The organism is Sphingobacterium bovisgrunnientis, from assembly GCF_009829085.1.
Taxonomy (GTDB): Bacteria; Bacteroidota; Bacteroidia; order Sphingobacteriales; family Sphingobacteriaceae; genus Sphingobacterium; species Sphingobacterium bovisgrunnientis.
Genome location: NZ_WUQY01000006.1, coordinates 104,175 through 124,615 on the forward strand (window position 1 = coordinate 104,175; position 20,441 = coordinate 124,615).

Genomic DNA, 20,441 nt, shown 5'->3' on the forward strand with positions numbered 1-20,441 from the left:
TTATAAAGAAGTGTGTGTATTATGCTACATCAAATCTATCTGCATTCATCACTTTATTCCAAGCAGCGATGAAGTCATTAACAAATTTTTCGCTAGCGTCTGCAGAAGCATACACCTCAGCTACAGATCTCAATTCGGAATTAGAACCAAATACTAAGTCATTGCGTGTTCCAGTCCATTTTGCTTGTCCAGTCTTACGGTCAGTGCCTAAATAGGTTTCTTTTGAGTGATCCATCGCCTTCCATTGCGTGCTCATGTCAAGTAAGTTCACGAAGAAATCGTTCGTCAATTGTCCTGGACGATCAGTGAAAATTCCGTGGTTTGAACCATTGTAATTGATGTTGATTGCACGAAGACCTCCAAACAAAACTGTTAATTCTGGGATATTTAATGTCAAAAGCTGTGCTTTATCAATCAATAATTCTTCTGTAGAAACAGCTAGGTTACTGTATTTACGGTAATTTCTGAATCCATCTGCAACTGGTTCTAACCATTTGAAACCATCAACATCAGTTTGTTCTTGGGTAGCGTCCGTACGCCCACCAAGGAATGGTACAGTAATATTGTGTCCTGCGTCTTTTGCTGCTTTTTCGATGCCCGCAGCACCAGCAAGAACAATTAGATCTGCTAATGATACATATTTACCTGATTGGTTGAATTTAACTTGCAAACCTTCAAGTGCCGTTAATACTTTACTTAATTGCACAGGGTTGTTTACTTCCCAATTTTTCATTGGTTCAAGACGGATACGAGCACCATTTGCACCACCACGTTTGTCGGAGCCACGGAAAGTTGAAGCCGAAGCCCATGCGGTAGATACTAATTCTGAAACGGATAAACCTAACTCTAAAATTTCAGCTTTCAAAGATGTTACGTCTGCATCGCTTAAAACTTCGTGATTGGCTGCAGGAAGTGGGTCTTGCCATACAAAATCCTCTGCAGGTACTTCTGGGCCTAGATAACGAGACTTTGGTCCCATATCACGGTGGGTCAGTTTAAACCAAGCTTTAGCAAAAGTATCCGCGAATTCATCAGGATTCTCTAAGAAACGACGACCAATCTTTTCGTAAACTGGGTCGAAACGTAAAGCCAAATCTGATGTCAACATTGTTGGTCTTAGTTTTTTATTCGGGTCATGTGCATGAGGAATAATTTCACCTACATTTTTCGCAACCCATTGGTGTGCTCCAGCAGGAGATTTTGTCAATTCCCATTCAAAGCCATACAAATAACTTAAGAATAAGTTGGACCATTCCGTTGGTTTACTTGTCCAAGTCACTTCTAATCCTGAAGTGATCGTGTCGCCACCTTTACCAGAACCGTATGAATTTGCCCAACCTAAGCCTTGCATTTCCAAATCCGATTCTTCAGGGTCAGCACCTACATGATCTGCAGAAGCAGCACCATGTGTTTTACCAAAAGTATGTCCACCAGCGATTAGAGCTAATGTCTCTTCATCATCCATACCCATTCTTGCGAATGTATCACGAATATCTCTAGCTGAAGCTAATGGGTCAGGATTACCGTCTGGTCCTTCTGGATTTACGTAAATAAGACCCATTTGTACCGCTGCTAAAGGATTTTCTAAATCGCGGGATTGATGTTTTTCACTATTTGTGTCTTCGGCAATAATTGTACCGTCACCTTCTCCACTTTCTACGCCTGTAGAACCGCCTTTACCATAACGAATATCACCTGCTAACCAAGTTTTTTCTGAACCCCAATAAACATCTTGATTAGGTTCCCATACATCAGCACGACCACCACCAAAACCTAACGGTTTGAAGCCCATCGATTCCAATGCTACGTTACCTGTCAAAATCATTAAATCAGCCCACGAAATTTTACGTCCATATTTTTGTTTGATTGGCCATAATAGACGACGAGCTTTGTCCAAAGAAACGTTGTCAGGCCATGAATTCAAAGGAGCAAAACGTTGTTGACCTTCACCGCCACCACCGCGACCATCTTGGATACGGTAAGTACCAGCACTGTGCCAAGCCATACGAATAAACAATGGTCCATAATGTCCAAAATCCGCTGGCCACCAATCTTGCGAATCGGTCATTAAAGCACGGATATCAGCTTTTAAAGCTTCAAAATCCAAAGATTGAAATTCCTTAGCATAGTCAAAATCTGAATCCATAGGATTAGTTTTTGTATCATGTTGCTTAAGAATGTTCAAATTTAATTGATTTGGCCACCAATCTTTGTTTTGCGTGCCTCGTCCAGCCGCATTATTTTTTTGCATTGAGTCATTGTGAAATGGACATTTGCTGATGTCATTTGAACTGTTTTCCATATACTTTCTCTTTATTTTTTAAAATTCTTTTGTTGTGATTTGATATAAATTTACAGAGAATGCATTGTCTTAGGAAATAATATAAGTTGATTGATGATAAATAAAATCTATATAATTTAAATGTGCTATATAATTAATCTATACAGTAAGATCGGTTTCAGGGTTCTTCTGACATTGTTTAGTTTATACAAGGTTTTCGGAAACATTTTGAAGTAAATATGGATCATACTGAAAGTTTGGGGGGTGAATATCATTAAGCATACAATTTCATGACTCTATACAAGAAAAAAGTAGTATCTCTTCCCCCACGGAATACACTACGAAACGCTTTTAATTTAGCATTGAAAGACTCAGCTGATGCATTTGTACTTTTGTTATCGAAGTAATGAAGTATTTCAGGGTGGTGTGCTGCAATAGACTTTGCTACACTTTCAAAAGAGAGTATGCCCGCATTCTCTACTTTATTATGCCATAACCCTAACTTGGTAAAGGCAAGTGTTTTGTCTTTGCATTTGGTAAAAATATCTCCTAAAGCAATCCCTAAATCATATGCTTGTCTTAGCTTTGGAAAGCGAATAAACAATAACTCTGCACGATGTTTTTGACTTTCTGTCCACCGGCTTGGATGCTTGAATAACAGATGTCTAGATCTAGCCAATAGCTGCTTGATGGTATCCCCATTGGATAATACTTCTGGCTCATAAGAAAGACCTTGCTTTCTTGCATCCTTTATTTTCTGACTTTCTATATCCAATACTTCCCAGCGGTACTGGATACTAAGTTCCTGAACAGCATCGTATGCTAGCTTTTGAACATGAAAACGATCTATTACTCGCCTAGCATTCCTGAAACATCGTCGAATAGCCTTAGCCATATTAGGAGCCATATCCATGGTCACCTCTTTAACCTTGTTTCTTGTACGAATAGGAATTCGCTCTAATACAGCAATAATATCTTCTGCTTTAGTCCTCTTAATCGTAGCTACAAGAGTTCCTTTCTTACCTTTTGCAGATTTACTACTTACAATAGTATAAAGTTCACCATTACTAAAACTGGTCTCATCAATACTTAAGTGTTCACCTATATTATCTTGAAATAGTGTCCAATTCTCTGCATGCGATTTTTGATCCCAATCATGGTAGTCGCTCAGATGATTCTTATATTGATCTTGCAACTGCTTGCCATCCATCTGAAAGAACAGACCTACTAGCTGAGCACTTACAGGATGGTTATCCAAATATCTTCTTTAAAAAAAAGCCCGAATTCTGTCGTCATTCGGGTACCCTCACGTACTAGATTCCAATCTCTTGTGATAATCTCTCCAGTGTCCAAAACGGTCCAACGACGACGACGAATATGTAGAGTAACTTTTTGACCTCGAATGGGAAAATCGGAAATCTCCGTAGAAGGCATAAAACCTTTTGACTCTAGCTTACTATTTTCATAACCCGCAGGAGAGGTATTGAGCTCGTCTAAATAAATATGAAGTTGATTTTCTACTTGATCTACTTCTTGGATTTGAAAATATTCTAATAGCCCTTCGGGCATTAATAAGGATAATAATTTACGTTCGGCAGCTTGCAAGTGTTCTCTGTATTAAAAACACGAAACTAACTATTTTTTCAATTCCCCCCAAGAATTCTGCTTGATCCAAATATTGTTGAATTTATTTTATAAGCTTTGTCAACTTTTAATGGTGGTTATAGAAAAAAAAAAAGCTCTCCAAGAATTGAAGAGCTTTGAAAGAAGTACGCCAAAAGGGATTCGAACCCCTGACCGTCGGTTTAGAAAACCGATGCTCTATCCAGCTGAGCTATTGGCGCTTCCCTTTCGGTAGTACAAAAGTAGTATTTTGAATAGTATTTGCAAAATATATAAGCTAAAAATTCCTTAAATTTCAATAACTATTTGCTATACAATTGAATAAAATTAAATGAATTTCTTAATATAGATTAAGAATTCAATACTTATGGACTGTTTACCTTTGTAAAACAAATAATAAATAGAATTAAGCACATTATAAAAACTAAAATTATGGCAAATTGGCAATTAGACTCGGCGCACAGCGAACTAGAATTCAAAGTACGTCACATGATGATTTCAACTGTAAAGGGTCAGTTTAAATCTTTTGAAGTATTGGTAGAGAATGCTTCTGACGACATTACACAGGCACAGGTAGAAGTAAAGATAGATGTAGATTCTATTGATACTAAAAATGAGCAGCGTGATCAACATTTGAAAAGTTCTGACTTTTTTGACGCATCTAATAATCCATCTATTCTTTTTAAATCAACATCAATAGACAAGGAAGATGATGAGAATTATAACGTGACTGGCGACTTAACGATTAAGGGTATCACAAAATCTATTAAATTGAATGTTGAATTTGGAGGTGTCGCAAAAGATCCTTGGGGAAATGATAAGGTTGGATATACTGTAACGGGTAAGATTAATAGAACTGATTTTGGATTAACTTGGAATGCAGCTTTAGAAACTGGTGGCGTAATGGTGTCAGAAGAGGTTAAGTTTTCTGCAGATATCCAATTTGTAAAATCCTAATTTTCAATTTAAAACTCGCTTGATGTTGTTTAAAAGCGTTTTATTTTAAAATAAATTTTGCAGATCTAGTTAGAATTTCTACTTTTGTGGCGGAGAGCTGGCAGAGTGGTCGAATGCGGCGGTCTTGAAAACCGTTAACTGTCACAGGTTCGGGGGTTCGAATCCCTCGCTCTCCGCAGATAAAAAAAGCTAATCGAATATTCGATTAGCTTTTTTTATTTTGATTGCTTTTCGTTTTTAATTAATTCTCCTCAATTTATTAGCCGTAATATAATACACCTCATGTTGCAACATTAGTTTGGCTATCACTATTTATCGAATTAATTTCGATATTGTTGGTGAACAACTAACTCATATTTATTTTCTGTAGTGTGTTTGATTAATACAAAAGAGTAGTGCATTCCAGCTAGGATATTTATGTCTGTTTCTGCCAACATTTCGTTTGCATTATTTTTGACTGTAATTTTTTTATTGCCTGATGATTGAGATACAAATTTGTAATTATTTGGTACTAATGTATTACCATCATAAGCTCTATTTGAAATGACCTTTGTATCTCCGATAAACAAATCCACACTTATCCTATCAAAAGATAGATTCACAAATCGGAATGCACCGTTGGTAGATAAGTTACTTAATAATGTGTCGCTAACAACACGCTGACCAACTTTATTGTCAGCTTTATCAAAAACGATAGACGTATACAATAAGCTGTCTTTAATGGCGTAGGTACTATCTATTAAAATTTTATTTGATGAATCGATTGTTTGAATTTTACGATTTCCAGGATAGAGGTAAACAAAATTAATTCCCTTAAATGGTAAAGGATTATTCATTGTTTGTATAAAATTGTTGTCTGCTTTATGTATAACGGAATTTGCTCCTGTGTACAAATTTATCATAGTGAAGCCAGCCTGAGGAACATTGGGTGAATTTAGGTCATCTTTCAGACAACTAGACAAGATAAGTGTGCTTAATACTGCAAAGAAAAATAATTTAATATTATACGTATTCATAGTAATTTGTTTTAATACTTTGCTTATATAACGTGTTTATAAATACTTTAGCTACAATGATATAAAAAAGGGCAACTCAAAAAAATGAACTGCCCTTCAAATATAGGGGGTTAGGTTGATTGCTTATACCTAAAGTTAACTATAAGTCCTGTTGTGTGTAATAAAAATTATGTTTAAATTAAATTTATTGTAGTTATATCGCTATAGTTAATTATTGGTAGGTTTTTCTTTTTTGCTCAAAGATGATAAGAAAACATACCCCGAAATACCAGCGATCAGAGAAGCTATAAGAATTGCTAGTTTAGCTTCTTCGATATGTAATGGGTCTGCAAAAGATAACATCGCTACGAAAATGGACATGGTAAAGCCTATTCCACTTAATAATCCTACACCAAACATATGTTTCCAACCTGCACTTTCTGGTAAAGAAGATAAACCTGATTTCACGCAAATAAAACAAGTAAATAATATACCTACTGATTTACCGACTACAAGACCAATAATAATTCCTAATCCCATTGGTGATGACAAACCACCAATCATATCTGCACTTAGAACAATGACAGTATTGACGAATGCAAAAATTGGGATAATGATAAAATTTACTGGTTTAGCTAGAATATGCTCTAATTTCTCCAATGGAGACTCCTTATCGTCAGGTGTAGTAGGTAGGGTCATAGCTGTCAATACACCAGCGATAGTAGCGTGAATACCAGAATGGTGAATAAAATACCACATAAATATTCCAGGTATGACGTAAGCCAAAATATTTTTGACACCAAACTTATTGAACGCGAGTTGTAAGGCAAATATTCCACCTGCATATACTAAGTATGTGTAGTGTAATTCGGAAGAGTAAAATATTGCAATAACTAAAATTGCTAATAAATCATCCACAATTGCCAATGCCGCAAGAAATATTTTAAGGCTTGCAGGTACGCGCTTATCCAACATCGATATTACTGCTAATGCAAAAGCTATATCAGTAGCCATCGGAATACCCCAACCATGATGAGTGTCTGTATTATGATTAAAAAATGCATATATAGCTGCAGGCACTAATGCACCACCTATAGCCGCAAAAATAGGAAGAGCCGCTTTTTTAGGTGAAGCGAGTTCGCCTTCTACCAATTCCCGTTTTATTTCTAATCCAACCAGCAAAAAGAAAATTGCCATCAATCCATCATCCACCCATTGTTTTATACTATAATTTAATTGGATGGATTCATTTTCAAAACCAATTTTTGTAGATAAGAATGAAAGTAAACTATCTCCTAATGGAGAATTTGCTATAATAAGAGCTAGAATAACACAAATAAACAATAGAATTCCGCCTCCAGTACTGGATTCAAAAAACTCTTTAAATGTGCGTAAATTGATAAGTTTTGACATGATAATACTTTATTTATTGTTGCAAGTAGCAAATATAATTAACTTTTGTACTTAAACCACTTGATTAGCTCTTTATAGCTTGCCTTTTTACCATACATTAATATACCAACACGGTAAATTCGTGCAGCAATCCAAGTGGTCAAAATAAACCCTAGAATTAATAAAAAAGCTGACACAACAATCTGCCATGTAGGTACACCAAATGGAATGCGAACAAGCATTGCAATAGGAGAGGTGAAAGGGATGAAACTCAGCCAAGTAGCTACCGTACCATGCGGATTGTTGATTAATACACCAAATGATAGTGCATAAGTCAACAAAAGCGGCATAGTAATAGGAAGTGTAAATTGAGAAGCTTCGGTCTCGCTATCTACGGCAGAACCTACCGCTGCGAATAGAGCACTATAAATCAAATAACCGCCTAAAAAGAAAACAAAAAAGCATCCAATAATAAGAGGAAGATTGACCGTTTGAAGCATTGCAATAACTTCTGCTATGGATTCATTGTTTATGGAATTTGTGGAATTCTCTATTCCTTGATCTGTGAAAAATTGTGATTGCTGAGATGGATTGTTTAGCATTTGATTTGTTAATTCTTCTTGTGAGACAAAGGTCATAGAAGCAACGCCAGCTAAGGATATCGATACTATAATCCAAAGTGCAAACTGTGTTAAGCCAACTAGACCAATACCTACAATTTTACCCATCATCAATTCAAATGGTTTGACCGAAGAAATTATAACTTCTATTATTCTGCTATTTTTCTCCTCAATAATGCCGCGCATCACCTGAGATCCATATAGGAATAATGAAATATAGACCAAAATAGATAAGGCTAAAGAAATGGCCATTGCTACTTCGGTATTGGATTCAGTTGTAGCACCATCTTCCTTGATCTCTTTAGACCGTATTTTGACATCTGATTTGATTGATCTTCGTATGTCTGCAGTTATACCGTATGTTTCATATTTCTTATCTTTTATGATCCGATTCAAACTGTCTCTTATTTCAGCTTCAATAGCTAGATTAGGTTTGTCATTAGATAAGAACTCCACAGACTCAGATTTATAGAAGTCTTTAGGGATATGCAATATGCTTGTTTTGGCTTCTTCTTTAGTGATTTTACTTATTTGCTCATTAAGATTTTGACTTTCTTTAAGGTATGTGACGTTTTTTGAAGAATTTAATTTCGCGGATACATCCGCCGAATCATCTACAACATAAACATAGGAATGGCTTTCGTCAAAACTTTTTTTAGTCAAAAAGATCACACCAACATACATCGCGATAAAAAACAACGGAACCAAAAATGTAGTCAGCAAAAAAGATTTTTTGCGTACTCGAGTCAAGTATTCACGTTGGATGATAAGTTTAATTTTGTTCATATGTGTGGGTTACTTTTTCTATAAATATATCGTGAATGCTAGGTACAATTTCTTTTACTTGATGGATTTGCACTTGTGGAATGAGGTAATTCAACACATCATTCAATTGAAATCCTGCATTAATTTTGATTTCAATTTGGACCAAATCGTCCTGCGCATGCAGTGCTATTAATTGATAAATTGAATTATTATGATTCACCAAAGAACCTGTCGCTAGGAAGTCAATTAGGAACGATTGATTTTGGTATTGTTTTTTAATGTCTTTTACTGCACCATCCAATATTTTTTTTGATTTATTGATTAATGCTATGTTGTCACAAAGTTCCTCCACAGTTTCCATTCTATGGGTAGAATAGATAATTGTAGCCCCATTTTTATTGAGTTCTAATATTTCTTCTTGAATGATTTGCGCATTGACAGGATCAAAACCCGAGAAAGGTTCATCGAGTATAATAAGCCTAGGGTCATGTAATATAGTAGCAATAAACTGCACATTTTGTTGCATTCCTTTACTCAAATCTTCAATTCGCTTGTCCCACCACGTAGCGATATCCAACTTTTCAAACCAATAAGATAATTTCTTTTTAGCTTCCGTTTTCGAAAGGCCTTTTAGCTGAGCGAGATAAATCATTTGCTCCCCAACTTTCATCTTTCTATATAAGCCTCTTTCCTCTGGAAGATAACCAATTTGTTCTATATGTTTGGGTGATAACAACTCGTTGTCAAAATATATCTTTCCCGAATCTGGAGCTGTTATCTGATTGATAATTCGTATCAGCGATGTTTTCCCAGCTCCATTTGGACCTAAAAGGCCAAATATTTTGCCTTCTGGAATATCTATGGATACATCGTCCAATGCTCGGTGATTAGCGTATTGTTTTACTATATTTTGTAGTGATAGCATATGTATGATATAGGTGGACTAAAATACTAATAAATCCCCGACCTTGTATGTGTAAATTGACGGGCATTTATATTTCATAAAATTAATTCTACCTTTGCTCTATGCTAGTAAAAACCGCAGAATTTGTATGTAGCAATACAGAAGTTAGTAAATTGCCTGCTCCGAATTTACCGGAATACGCATTTATAGGACGATCGAATGTAGGTAAATCGTCTTTAATCAATGCTTTGACGGGAAAGAAAGGTTTGGCAAAAACATCGCAAAAACCAGGTAAAACACAACTAATTAATCATTTTATTATTAATAATAATTGGTATTTGGTGGATTTGCCAGGCTATGGTTATGCGCAGACCTCAAAGAAAAATAGAGCGGATTGGGGAAAATTTATACGTTACTATTTGACCAACCGACCGAATTTGCAATGCATTTTTGTTTTAATAGATTCTCGTTTAGAGCCACAAAAGATTGATTTGGATTTTTGTTGTTGGTTGGGTGAGAAAGGCTTGCCTTTCATGCTTATATTCACCAAAGGCGATAAGCAATCAACTGTGAAATCGGATCAAAATATAGCAAAATTTAAACGTGCACTATTAAAGTGGTTTGAAGAAGTGCCACAAAGGTTCTTAACTTCAGCTGAAGATAAAGTGGGTTTAGAGCCTATATTACAGACGATTGAAGATATAAATGCTGGTTTCCAGCATCCTATTATTGAAGAGGAGATATGAAGAAATATATGTCTTTAGTGCTATTTGCGCACAGTATTTTTGCTCTTCCTTTCGCATTTATTGGTTTCTTTTTGGCAATCAATACAACACAATTAGAGTTTAAATGGTCATTATTGGGTTTGATGTTAGTGTGTATGGTGACAGCGCGCAATGCTGCGATGGCATTTAACAGGTATTTGGATCGTGATATCGATGCATTAAATCCACGTACAGCAGTACGCGATATTCCGGCAGGACGTATTAGCCCACAACAAGCTCTTTCTTTTACAATCGTAAACTGTATTGTATTTATAATTGCGACATATTTCATTAATCCAATGTGCCTATCATTATCACCAGTAGCATTATTTGTCGTGTTGTTTTATTCGTATATGAAGCGCATTTCACCATTATGTCACTTGGTATTAGGTTTAGGTTTAGGCTTAGCTCCAGTTGGTGCATATATGGTTGTTACAGGGCAATTTCATATTGTTCCTATTTTTTATGGCCTGGCCGTATTGACTTGGGTAAGTGGATTTGATATAATATATGCCTTGCAAGATGAAGAGTTCGATAGAGAAAATGGGTTAAATTCAATACCAGCTAATTTTGGAGGCACGATGGCACTTAAAATATCGGAAGTACTTCACGTGTTTTCATTCATATTGGTGCTTTTGCCCGCATTTTTTACACAAGTAGGACTATTATATTATATAGGAATTGCTTTTTATGGAGCACTATTAATTTATCAGCACCGTATCGTAAGTCCAACCGATTTGTCACGAGTGGATAGAGCATTTATGACTACAAATGGAATAGCGTCGGTAGTTTTTGCAGTGTTTTATTTACTGGATATTGCAAGTGGACATTGGATGTTTTAACATATTATTTGGTGTAAACACAAAAAAATATTGTCAATCCATTTTGAAATAATAATATTTGCAGAAATCTTAACATATTAAATGGCTAAAAATTTATTAATTGTAGAGTCGCCTGCGAAGGCAAAAACGATAGAGGGTTATCTAGGAAGTGACTTCTTGGTGAAGTCAAGTTATGGGCATATTCGTGATTTGGTGAAAACCGATGATGCAATTGATACGGATAATAAATTTGAACAAAAGTATGAGGTTCCGGCTGATAAAAAGGCTGTAGTCAGTGAATTAAAGAAATTGGCTAAAGCTGCGGAAACAGTTTGGCTAGCGTCCGATGAGGACCGCGAGGGGGAGGCTATATCTTGGCACTTATTCGATACGTTAGGATTAAAGGAAGACAAAACAAAACGTATTGTATTCCATGAAATCACAAAACCAGCGATTCTTAAAGCCATTGAATCACCGCGTAAGATTGATTACAATTTAGTAAATGCGCAACAAGCTCGTCGTGTATTAGATAGATTAGTAGGTTTTGAATTATCACCTGTATTGTGGCGTAAAGTAAAACCATCACTTTCTGCAGGTCGTGTACAGTCAGTAGCTGTACGTTTGATCGTAGAGCGCGAACGTGAAATCAATAAATTTAATGCAGAGGCTTCGTTTAAGATCGTAGCAATTTTCAATACGGGTAAAGCGAAAGAATCCTTAAAAGCAGAATTGCCACATCGTTTTGCTAAAAAGGATGAAGCTGAAAAGTTTTTGAATGACTGTATTGCTGCAACTTATGCGGTAAATAATCTCGAGAAAAAACCTGCAAAGCGCAATCCTTCAGCACCTTTTACAACATCTACATTACAACAAGAAGCGAGTAGAAAGTTAGGATATTCAGTTGCTCGTACGATGCAAGTTGCGCAGCGCCTGTATGAAGCCGGACATATCACCTATATGCGTACTGACTCCGTTAATTTATCGGATACAGCGATTCAAGGTGCACAAGATGAGATTCTTAAAGCTTATGGTGACAAATACCATAAGATGCGTAAATATAAAACAAAGTCTAGTGGTGCTCAAGAAGCGCACGAGGCTATTCGTCCCACCTATTTTTCTAACCATAGCATTTCGGCTGATCCATCAGAAGTACGTTTGTACGAATTGATTTGGAAACGTGCGATTGCGTCGCAAATGAGTGAAGCAGAATTTGAGAAGACTGTTGCAAAGGTTTCTGTGTCAACACGTAATGAAGAATTAACTGCGACTGGTGAAGTCATGAAATTTGATGGTTTCTTAAAGGTTTACATGGAATCTTTAGATGAGGAATCGGACAATTCAATAGATGAAGATGCTGATAATGCACTATTGCCTCCATTGGAAGTTGGTCAGTCGCTTTATCTAAATGATATGACGGCTACAGAACGTTTCTCAAGACCTCCTGCTCGTTTTACGGAAGCTTCATTGGTAAAAAAATTAGAAGAATTGGGTATTGGTCGTCCTTCTACATATGCACCAACGATTTCAACGATTCAAAATCGTGGCTATGTGGTAAAAGAAGATAGAGATGGCAAACCAAGGGATTTTAAAGTGTTGACTTTGAAAGAAGGTCAAGTTTCGGAAGTTATCAAAACTGAAATGACGGGGGTAGAGCGCAGTAAAATGTTCCCTACAGATATCGGTGTTTTAGTAAATGACTTTTTGGTAGAGCATTTTAAAGGGATTGTTGATTTTCATTTTACCGCAAAGGTAGAGCGTGAGTTCGATGAGATTGCGCAAGGAAATAAGGAGTGGACCGACATGTTGGAAAATTTCTACCGTCCTTTCCACTCTGAAGTAGAAGATACATTAGAAAATGCTGATCGCGCTACGCATGAGCGTGAATTGGGTGTTGATCCTGTTTCTGGAAAACCTGTAACTGTACGTGTCGGACGTTTTGGGCCTTTGGTTCAAATTGGTGCACAAGATGACGAGGAAAAGCCAGTATTTGCTTCGCTGCGTAAAGGTCAAATGATCGAGACTATCACTTTTGAAGAAGCCATGGAATTATTTAAGCTTCCGAAAAAAGTGGGTGAATTTGAAGAGAAAGAAATGACTGTAGCTATTGGTCGATTTGGCCCATATATTCGTCACAATTCTTCGTTTTATTCTTTGCCAAAAGGATTGGATCCTTTAGATGTGACGGTTGAGCAAGCAATTGAGATAATAAAAGAAAAACGTCAAAAAGATATTGAGAAAGTGATTCGTGTGTTTGATGAAAATCCAGATGCACAAATCGAAAAAGGCCGTTGGGGACCATTTGTACGTTTTGGAAAGCAAAATTTAAAGATTCCAAAAGGAATGGAAGTGGATGCGATTACTTATGCGGATGTGTTGAAGTGGGCAGAAGAAGACCCTAAAGCACCAAAAGCTAAGGCAACGAAAACAACGAAAGCTGCTGCAGCGAAGACTACTACAAAAAAAGCTCCAGCAAAGAAAGCGACAGCTAAGGCTACAACGAAAAAGAAATAAGAATGAAGAAGGATTTGCCTGTTAATATAGTTGAGGATATCTCCATTGCGGTAGTGTTGGAAAATAGTACGCCTAATAACATTAGTTGGACTGTTTATTTGGTGAATGAAAAGGAAGTGGCTTTGACAAATGTTTTGGTTTCGTCGAAGGGTTATGGGGAGAAGGATGGTAAGGGAGTGAAAACGACCACTCTTAGACATTTTCTAGGGGATGTAGCTCCTAAAACTTCAGCTCAGATTGAAATTATTGATACGCAAATTTTCGGTTTGACGAATGAGTATTGGTTAAGCTTCTATATTGACAATACGATTTACGACAAAAAATATATTTTCCTTCCTGAAAGTATTGTGGATGATAATTTATCAAAAGTGCCATTGGTGAATAAGCCTGGAGTTATAATCGGAGGTAACAACTGATGGCGAGAGAAAATTTTATTATTGCGATCGATGGATTTTCATCTTGCGGCAAAAGTACTGTTGCTAAGGCTATTGCCAAAAAGCTAAACTTTGTTTTTGTGGATAGTGGATCTATGTACCGTGCAGTGACACTTTATATTTTGCGGAATAACGTCGATTTAGAAGATACTGCAGCGATTAATAAAGCTCTAGAAAATATTCATATCGATTTTATTCCGAATACTGAAAAAACGCAAATTTTGCTAAATGGCGAAGATATTTCAGACGAAATTCGTCAAATGGAAGTATCTGAAAAGGTGAGTGAAGTAAGCGCAATTAAGGAAGTGCGTAGAGCGATGGTGGCGCAACAACAGCAACTGGGAGCGCGTCGCGACATCGTGATGGATGGGCGTGATATTGGAACTACAGTATTTCCGGATGCTGATCTGAAAATATTTATGACTGCAGATCCGTTGGTACGTGCAAATCGTCGTTTTGCAGAACTGACAGGCAAAGGCGAACAAGTATCCTTACAAGAAATTATTGAAAATCTAGCGCATCGTGATCACATCGATAGTACACGAGAAGAAAGTCCGTTACGTCAGGCTGAAGATGCAATTGTTTTGGATAATTCCAATTTAACACAAGATCAACAACTTGAATTCGTATTACAAGAATACCAGAAAAGAAAATAAGATTTTAAACAGAAAGCCTTTTGAAAATACTCAAAAGGCTTTTTTATTTTGCTGCAGAAAGAAGTTCTTCAATATTAAACTTCGTCATGCGCATAAAGGCTTGGGTTACTTTTGGAGCGGTAGTAGGATTAGTCATTAATTCGGATAGAATTGATGGAACAATCTGCCAAGATACTCCAAATTTATCATCCAACCAGCCGCACATGCCATATTCACCTTCTTCACCCAGTTTTACCCAATAATAATCAATTTCATCCTGTGTATCACATGTGATGACATAGGAATTAGCAGGTGAAAATTTATATTGTGGACCGCCATTCAAAGCCATAAATCTTGTATTATTTAATTCAAAAACCGTTACAATAGGATTTTGGGAGATGATTTTTGATTTGTTAAATACAGAACAGTAAAATTCTGCAGCTGCTTGTGCTTGTCCATCAAACCACAAGCATGGATATATTGTATGTGTCATAAGGCGGTTTTGAGGAAATATTTGTGTTTATAAGCGGTTTTGAACTATATAAAAGTAACTAAATAAGTTTATATAGAAAACGAAACGTAAAATAAAAGTTATACATGAACTTTTATTGTGTAATCTAAAAGACTTTTGTCATCTTAGATAAAATCTTTTTAATTGATATCTACATTATGAATCGTAAAGAATTTATCGCAGCTACATCCACCTTATTCGCATCTACGTTTATTTCTGACAGCTTTGCTGCTGCAAATAAGCTTAAATTGAAGAAAGGAATTAGCTATTACATGATTAAGGAAGAATTATCTGTATTAGATAAATTCAAATTGGTTAAAGATTTAGGTTTTCATGGTATTGAAATCAATTCTCCAGGTGTATTAGATATTCAAGAATTACTGAAAGCGCGTGATCTGACAGGTATAGAAATATTGGGTACAGTCAACAAAGACCACTGGTCAAAACCGCTGTCCAGCCCAGATGAATCGATACAAAGAGCCATAATTGAGTCTATCGCAAAGTCAATTGAAGAAACGAAGCAATTAGGAGGGGATACGGTTTTAGTTGTTCCTGGCGTGGTGAATGCGGCATCATCTTACGAGAGCGCTTATACAATAGCACAAAAAAATATACGCAAGTTAATTCCTTATGCCGAGAAGCAAAATATCAAAATTGCTTTAGAAAATGTGTGGAACAATTTTATCCTAAGTCCTGTCGAAGCCAAGCGATTTGTTGATGAGATCAATCATCCTTTGGTGGGTTGGTATTTTGATGTGGGTAATGTATTGCGTTACGGATGGCCAGAGCATTGGATAGAGACGCTAGACAAACGTGTTTTTAAGGTGCATATCAAAGAGTTTAGCCGTAAGATAATGAACGAGCAGGGATTGGGTAAAGGTTTCTCTGCGCCCTTGACAGAAGGAGACGTGGATTGGAAGGTCGTTATACAAGCCTTGCAAAAAGCAAACTACAAAGGTGAATATTTAGTCTTAGAATTGGGAAGTGGCGATAGAGCTCAACTCCAAGATTTTTCTACGCGTTTGGATAAGATTATTGGGTATAATGGATAGGTGATTCGAGTCCTTTGAATAGCTAATTTGAATGGAAATATCTTAATCACTCTCTAATATCTCCGAATATAAGCTCAATTAAATAGTGCTTTATTATTTTGGATTACACTTTTTCGCTGACATGTGCAGCGTTAAGTTCCATGTAAGCAAGTCCACAAATAATTGCTATTTCGATTAAGAAATATGTTAATCCAAGGACTGTAAGTGTGCTGTGATACCTAAGGAGTAATATACTTATCAGCACGCAGTACAATATGTTTGCATAAGCGATTATTCTTATAAAGAATGTCCAATTACTCTTTATAAAATAGAAACAGCTAATTGAATAGACACTGAGAAGTAAAGCTATCGCGGAAAGGTAGGTCAATATGATTTTAGGTAATCCAAAATATTCATTGAAATTTCTTACTACAACAAATAATAGAAAAGCAGTCAGGAGAGCTCCTAAACTATCTATTAGAAATAGTTTTTTAGGATGTCTTACGGATTTCATTAATATTTTTTTTCAAGGTATTCAAATCATCAAGACTTTATTTATTCTTACATATTTGTATTTTAAAAAGACTTTATTTGCAGATAACGTTTACAATGAAATATTCTCATAGAGAATTCCCAGTTAGCTTTTGTCAATTATAAAGTGCTAACAGAAAAGTTAATACGGTCAGAATAATGGTAACGGGAATAAAGAATATTTTTTCCATCCTGTTTTTTGACATTAAATTTCCTATTGTATTTAATAGTAACAACCCCGACATGAACCACAACATTATAGTCATTATTCTTTGGGGAAACTCATATGTCAAAATACCCGATTGAATCAAGATTAGAACGAGAAAAATACTATTCACCAAAATTGATATAATCTCAAATCGATACATTTCTCTATCTGATTTTAAGTGTCCGCCCCAAACAATACTGTATGGAATAACTTTTAGCAGCACCAAAAAATGAAAAGCCAGAAATAGCGAAAAAATCAGAAGAAGTCCGTACTGTGCAATAGTAATTATGGTCATAACGAATTAAAATTCATACTACAAATATTCATTAACTTATCATCGAAACAATGAAAACACCCCTTAAGAGATTGCATCTGTGCTCCTAAAATATTTTGAGGCATAATTATCCAATTATTTTTTTTAGGTAAATGCAGCCGCGGATTTAATGTCTAAAGGTATATATTGGCATAATGTCTTTATTGATTAAATGCTATTAAAGTTTTTCTGATCTCGCTAGTTTTTCAATTATCTCTTTTATGCGTTTTTCTCTTGTTTCTTGTTTTTTTGCAGTCTGCAAACGAAAACCAATGGAATAGAGATTCGATTTATTTAGCGTTTGGTAAAATTCGTCTGCTTTGCTGTTTTTGCGGAGTAATGTTAGAAAATCTTCAGGTATTACCATATTACTTGGCGAATCATAAGCTCTTTCCCATCTGCCGTCTGCCTTTGCTTTTTCAATAGCTAGGAAGCCTGAAGGTTTCATTTTGTTATCCTTTATCAGTCTTTCTACATGACCGATATTTACTTTAGACCAAATACTTTTCGTAGTGCGCGGACACAATTTTTGGATCCATGATTGCGCATCATAAGACTTTTTTTGCGCATCTATCCACCCGTAGCAGAGACATATATCCAGCGCTTCAGCATAAGTAATTGTCTCTATGCTTGACTGTTTTTTGAAAATACGCAACCAAATACCTTTCGAATGATTTTCATGGTTTTCCAGCCAGGACTCAAAAAGCTCTGCTGTTGTAAATTCTAAAATCGGAAGTGTATTTAGATCAGTCATATTTTAAGTTTTATTGACTATTTACTGTTTAATTCATATAATATACTGTATTATTGATCAAGTCCAAATTGTTTTGCGAATTTTTGATCTTGTCGAAAGTTCCATTAAATCTATTATCCACTCTTTATTTTTAAGATGATGTTACCGATTAAATTATGTTAAAGTTCAATTTCTCGTTCTATGTTTATTTGTTCTAAAAATGTTTGGTCGTGGGACACAACTATAATTGTCCCTTGATATTCATTAATAGCTGCCGTTAGTATTTCCACACTTTGAATGTCCAAATTATTGGTCGGTTCATCAAAAATAATAATAACTGGTGATTTACTGTGAATTAACAAACAGCAAAGTAACAAACGCATTCTTTCGCCACCACTCAAAGCACTACAATATTTATCCCAATCATCTTTTGTAAATAAAAATCGGTTTAATCGGGTTTTTATTTCGTGTTCTTGTAATGCCGATGTGTTGAATTGTTGGGCTTGTTCGTAAACTTTCAGGTTATTGTCAAGCGATGAATAGTCTTGATCAATGAAAACAGCTTTATTATTGGCTCGAAAAATTGTTCCTGTTTGTGGTAATACTTCACCCAAAATTAGTTTTATCAGAGTCGTCTTTCCTGAACCGTTTTTTCCTTTCAATGCGATACGTTCGCCACTTGTAATCTGAAAATTTAAGTTTTCCTTCCAAAGCGGTTTCCCGTTGTACGCAACGTTGATGTGGTTTGCTGTAAATAAAGTTTTTCCTTTGTGTAATACTGAATTATCAAATCCGAATTTCATTTGATCAATTGCTGATAGAGAAGAACGAAGTTCTTGTAAATCCTGCGAAATACCTCCAATTTTTTCTGCGTGAACACTCTTCAACTTTGATGAACTGTTTTCTGCATTATTTCGTAGAGTGTTCATCATTATTCGGGCAACACCTGATTTTTCCTGTTTGCTTTTACCTCGACTGTCTAATTTTTGTTGTCGTTCGAGCGTTTCTCGCTCTTTTTCTTTGGCTTTTCGCAACGTTTTTTCTTTACTCTTAATGTCATGGCTCAACGCGCTGTTTTCAATTTGCTTTTGCTCTTTGTAAAAGTCGTAATTTCCACCATAAACTTTAATTCCCTGTTTGCTTAATTCAGAAACGGTATTTAGTAAGTTCAATAATTTTCTGTCATGGCTTACAATTACCAAAGTGCTTTTGGTTGTTTGGATAAAGTCATACAATAATTGTCTACTTGAACCATCCAAATGATTACTAGGCTCGTCCAATAAAACTAGTTCAGGCTTATGAATGGAAATTCCTGACAAGAATACTTTTGTTTTCTGTCCTCCGCTAAGAGTTTCCATTTTTTCGGATAAGTCCAAATCGTCTAATTGCCAATAGCGCAATGCTTCTTTGCAGCGGTCTTCTATTGTCCAATCATCGTTCAATAAATTAAAATTTTCTTCACTTGCGTTTCCACTTAAAATTTCTTTCAAAGCATTCAATTTATCTTCAATTCGCAACGCTTGTGCTATTGTCAAATGATTAAATTGACCGAAAATCTGCGGAACATAATAGGGCAGGGCTTCAACGTATACATATCCGCTTGAAGGTTGTAATTCGCACGAAATTATTTTGAGCAGAGTAGATTTTCCTACGCCATTATTGCCAATTAACGCTGTTTTATCGTGTTTATTTACTGCGAGATTGATGTCGCTAAACAGTAAATCTTTGTTGGGGTGTGTATATGAAATGTTTTGTAAAATCAACATAATTTCTTTCGTAATAGATGAAACAATACATTAACTACTTTGCAGTTGATGTTATGATAAGTCTGAAAGAAATTAGTTTTTACATACTGTATCTGGTTGGTTTTTAGCCTCTACAAATGTACAAATTTTCTTTTTAATAGAGGGGGCTAAGTTGTGCAACAGTTACCTTTGTTGAACTAAACCTCCGGTAGCCTTTCTATCGTCTATAAATCATAGCTTTATAATTGAATTAAATATACTATTATGGTAACAAAAAAAAGAACCGGAGGATTTACGGTACAATAAATTCCTCCATCGTGCCTGTCGTGAAGTTACAGGATTCGAATCACTGTTGCAACGATTTGAGCGTAATATTTCAGTCTTAGGCCGTAGTAAACGTACCTTCGAATGCTATAGCCGTCATGTGGCCGCGATGGCATTACATTTTGGATGTCTTCCCACTGAGCTAGACACTGAACAAGTTCAAGACTACCTTTATCACTTGCAGCAAAGAAGCAAAAGTCCATCTCAAACGTATTTCAAGCACACTGTCTATGGTCTTCGATTTCTATTAAAAACCGAAAATCTTTCGTACGACCATCTTCATCTACCGTCTATTTCCAAAGAGAAAAAGCTTCCTGTTATCTTGAGTCGGGAAGAGATTTGG

General features: G+C 35.9%; 18 protein-coding genes and 2 tRNA genes. 9 read left to right on the forward strand and 11 right to left on the reverse strand.

Features of this window, described 5'->3' with window-relative positions:
- Positions 1 to 19 precede the first annotated feature (19 nt).
- The 4 genes from katG to GOQ16_RS05020 form a co-directional block, all read right to left on the reverse strand.
- On the reverse strand, positions 20 to 2,302 hold the full coding sequence (gene katG, locus GOQ16_RS05005; protein ID WP_160068299.1) for a catalase/peroxidase HPI: 2,283 nt from the start codon (positions 2,300 to 2,302) through the stop codon (positions 20 to 22).
- Positions 2,303 to 2,555: 253 nt separating this feature from the next.
- A complete protein-coding gene (locus tag GOQ16_RS05010) occupies positions 2,556 to 3,539 on the reverse strand; it encodes an ISAon1 family transposase (protein WP_192922505.1) in 984 nt (327 codons plus the stop codon).
- Positions 3,521 to 3,886: an ISAon1 family transposase N-terminal region protein gene (locus tag GOQ16_RS05015; protein WP_160068300.1), complete on the reverse strand. Its 366-nt coding sequence runs from the start codon at positions 3,884 to 3,886 to the stop codon at positions 3,521 to 3,523. The genes GOQ16_RS05010 and GOQ16_RS05015 overlap by 19 nt, the downstream gene beginning before the upstream one ends.
- A gap of 165 nt (positions 3,887 to 4,051) precedes the next feature.
- Positions 4,052 to 4,125, reverse strand: a tRNA-Arg gene (locus GOQ16_RS05020).
- A 211-nt stretch (positions 4,126 to 4,336) separates the two neighbouring features.
- Between GOQ16_RS05020 and GOQ16_RS05025 the strand changes: the two genes are divergently transcribed.
- Together GOQ16_RS05025 and GOQ16_RS05030 are read left to right on the forward strand one after the other, a co-directional pair.
- A complete protein-coding gene (locus GOQ16_RS05025) occupies positions 4,337 to 4,861 on the forward strand; it encodes a YceI family protein (RefSeq protein ID WP_160068301.1) in 525 nt (174 codons plus the stop codon).
- Positions 4,862 to 4,952: 91 nt separating this feature from the next.
- A tRNA-Ser gene (locus tag GOQ16_RS05030) sits at positions 4,953 to 5,037 on the forward strand.
- 144 nt (positions 5,038 to 5,181) lie between these two features.
- Here GOQ16_RS05030 and GOQ16_RS05035 read toward each other — a convergent pair.
- From GOQ16_RS05035 to GOQ16_RS05050, 4 genes are all read right to left on the reverse strand, one after another.
- Positions 5,182 to 5,877: a DUF4397 domain-containing protein gene (locus GOQ16_RS05035; protein ID WP_160068302.1), complete on the reverse strand. Its 696-nt coding sequence runs from the start codon at positions 5,875 to 5,877 to the stop codon at positions 5,182 to 5,184.
- Between the two features lie 207 nt (positions 5,878 to 6,084).
- The gene (nhaA, locus tag GOQ16_RS05040) at positions 6,085 to 7,269 is read right to left on the reverse strand and encodes a Na+/H+ antiporter NhaA (RefSeq protein WP_160068303.1); all 1,185 of its coding nucleotides are present in this window, start codon (positions 7,267 to 7,269) and stop codon (positions 6,085 to 6,087) included.
- Positions 7,270 to 7,307: 38 nt separating this feature from the next.
- The gene (locus GOQ16_RS05045) at positions 7,308 to 8,654 is read right to left on the reverse strand and encodes an ABC transporter permease (RefSeq protein WP_160068304.1); all 1,347 of its coding nucleotides are present in this window, start codon (positions 8,652 to 8,654) and stop codon (positions 7,308 to 7,310) included.
- Complete coding sequence (locus GOQ16_RS05050; RefSeq protein ID WP_160068305.1) at positions 8,641 to 9,558, reverse strand: ABC transporter ATP-binding protein; 918 nt, start codon at positions 9,556 to 9,558, stop codon at positions 8,641 to 8,643. Before GOQ16_RS05050 ends, GOQ16_RS05045 begins: the two co-directional genes overlap by 14 nt.
- A 101-nt stretch (positions 9,559 to 9,659) precedes the next feature.
- Here GOQ16_RS05050 and yihA point away from each other — a divergent pair, with 101 nt between their 5' ends.
- From yihA to cmk, 5 genes are all read left to right on the forward strand, one after another.
- Positions 9,660 to 10,283: a ribosome biogenesis GTP-binding protein YihA/YsxC gene (gene yihA, locus GOQ16_RS05055; RefSeq protein WP_160068306.1), complete on the forward strand. Its 624-nt coding sequence runs from the start codon at positions 9,660 to 9,662 to the stop codon at positions 10,281 to 10,283.
- Positions 10,280 to 11,143, forward strand: a complete 864-nt coding sequence (locus GOQ16_RS05060) for a UbiA-like polyprenyltransferase (RefSeq protein ID WP_160068307.1) — start codon at positions 10,280 to 10,282, stop codon at positions 11,141 to 11,143. The genes yihA and GOQ16_RS05060 overlap by 4 nt, the downstream gene beginning before the upstream one ends.
- An 81-nt stretch (positions 11,144 to 11,224) precedes the next feature.
- Positions 11,225 to 13,633 (forward strand): type I DNA topoisomerase, encoded by a 2,409-nt coding sequence (gene topA, locus GOQ16_RS05065; protein ID WP_160068308.1) that lies wholly within the window; start codon positions 11,225 to 11,227, stop codon positions 13,631 to 13,633.
- Positions 13,634 to 13,635: 2 nt separating this feature from the next.
- The gene (locus GOQ16_RS05070; protein WP_160068309.1) at positions 13,636 to 14,049 is read left to right on the forward strand and encodes a hypothetical protein; all 414 of its coding nucleotides are present in this window, start codon (positions 13,636 to 13,638) and stop codon (positions 14,047 to 14,049) included.
- Positions 14,049 to 14,723 carry a (d)CMP kinase gene (cmk, locus tag GOQ16_RS05075; RefSeq protein ID WP_192922506.1) on the forward strand — a complete coding sequence of 225 codons (675 nt, stop codon included), beginning with the start codon at positions 14,049 to 14,051 and terminating at the stop codon, positions 14,721 to 14,723. The genes GOQ16_RS05070 and cmk overlap by 1 nt, the downstream gene beginning before the upstream one ends.
- Before the next feature lie 43 nt (positions 14,724 to 14,766).
- Here cmk and GOQ16_RS05080 read toward each other — a convergent pair whose 3' ends face one another.
- Complete coding sequence (locus tag GOQ16_RS05080; RefSeq protein ID WP_160068310.1) at positions 14,767 to 15,195, reverse strand: VOC family protein; 429 nt, start codon at positions 15,193 to 15,195, stop codon at positions 14,767 to 14,769.
- A gap of 176 nt (positions 15,196 to 15,371) precedes the next feature.
- Between GOQ16_RS05080 and GOQ16_RS05085 the strand changes: the two genes are divergently transcribed.
- Positions 15,372 to 16,265 (forward strand): sugar phosphate isomerase/epimerase family protein, encoded by an 894-nt coding sequence (locus tag GOQ16_RS05085; protein WP_160068311.1) that lies wholly within the window; start codon positions 15,372 to 15,374, stop codon positions 16,263 to 16,265.
- Positions 16,266 to 17,474: 1,209 nt separating this feature from the next.
- On the opposite strand, the gene GOQ16_RS05090 is transcribed toward GOQ16_RS05085, so the two are convergent.
- Together GOQ16_RS05090 and abc-f are read right to left on the reverse strand one after the other, a co-directional pair.
- Complete coding sequence (locus GOQ16_RS05090) at positions 17,475 to 18,050, reverse strand: YdeI/OmpD-associated family protein (protein WP_160068312.1); 576 nt, start codon at positions 18,048 to 18,050, stop codon at positions 17,475 to 17,477.
- A 158-nt stretch (positions 18,051 to 18,208) separates the two neighbouring features.
- Entirely contained in the window at positions 18,209 to 19,795 is a 1,587-nt protein-coding gene (abc-f, locus tag GOQ16_RS05095; protein WP_160068313.1) for a ribosomal protection-like ABC-F family protein, read from the reverse strand.
- A gap of 331 nt (positions 19,796 to 20,126) precedes the next feature.
- Between abc-f and GOQ16_RS05100 the strand changes: the two genes are divergently transcribed.
- Positions 20,127 to 20,441 (forward strand): phage integrase N-terminal SAM-like domain-containing protein (locus GOQ16_RS05100; RefSeq protein WP_192922507.1); only part of this gene is annotated, 315 nt, incomplete at its 3' end.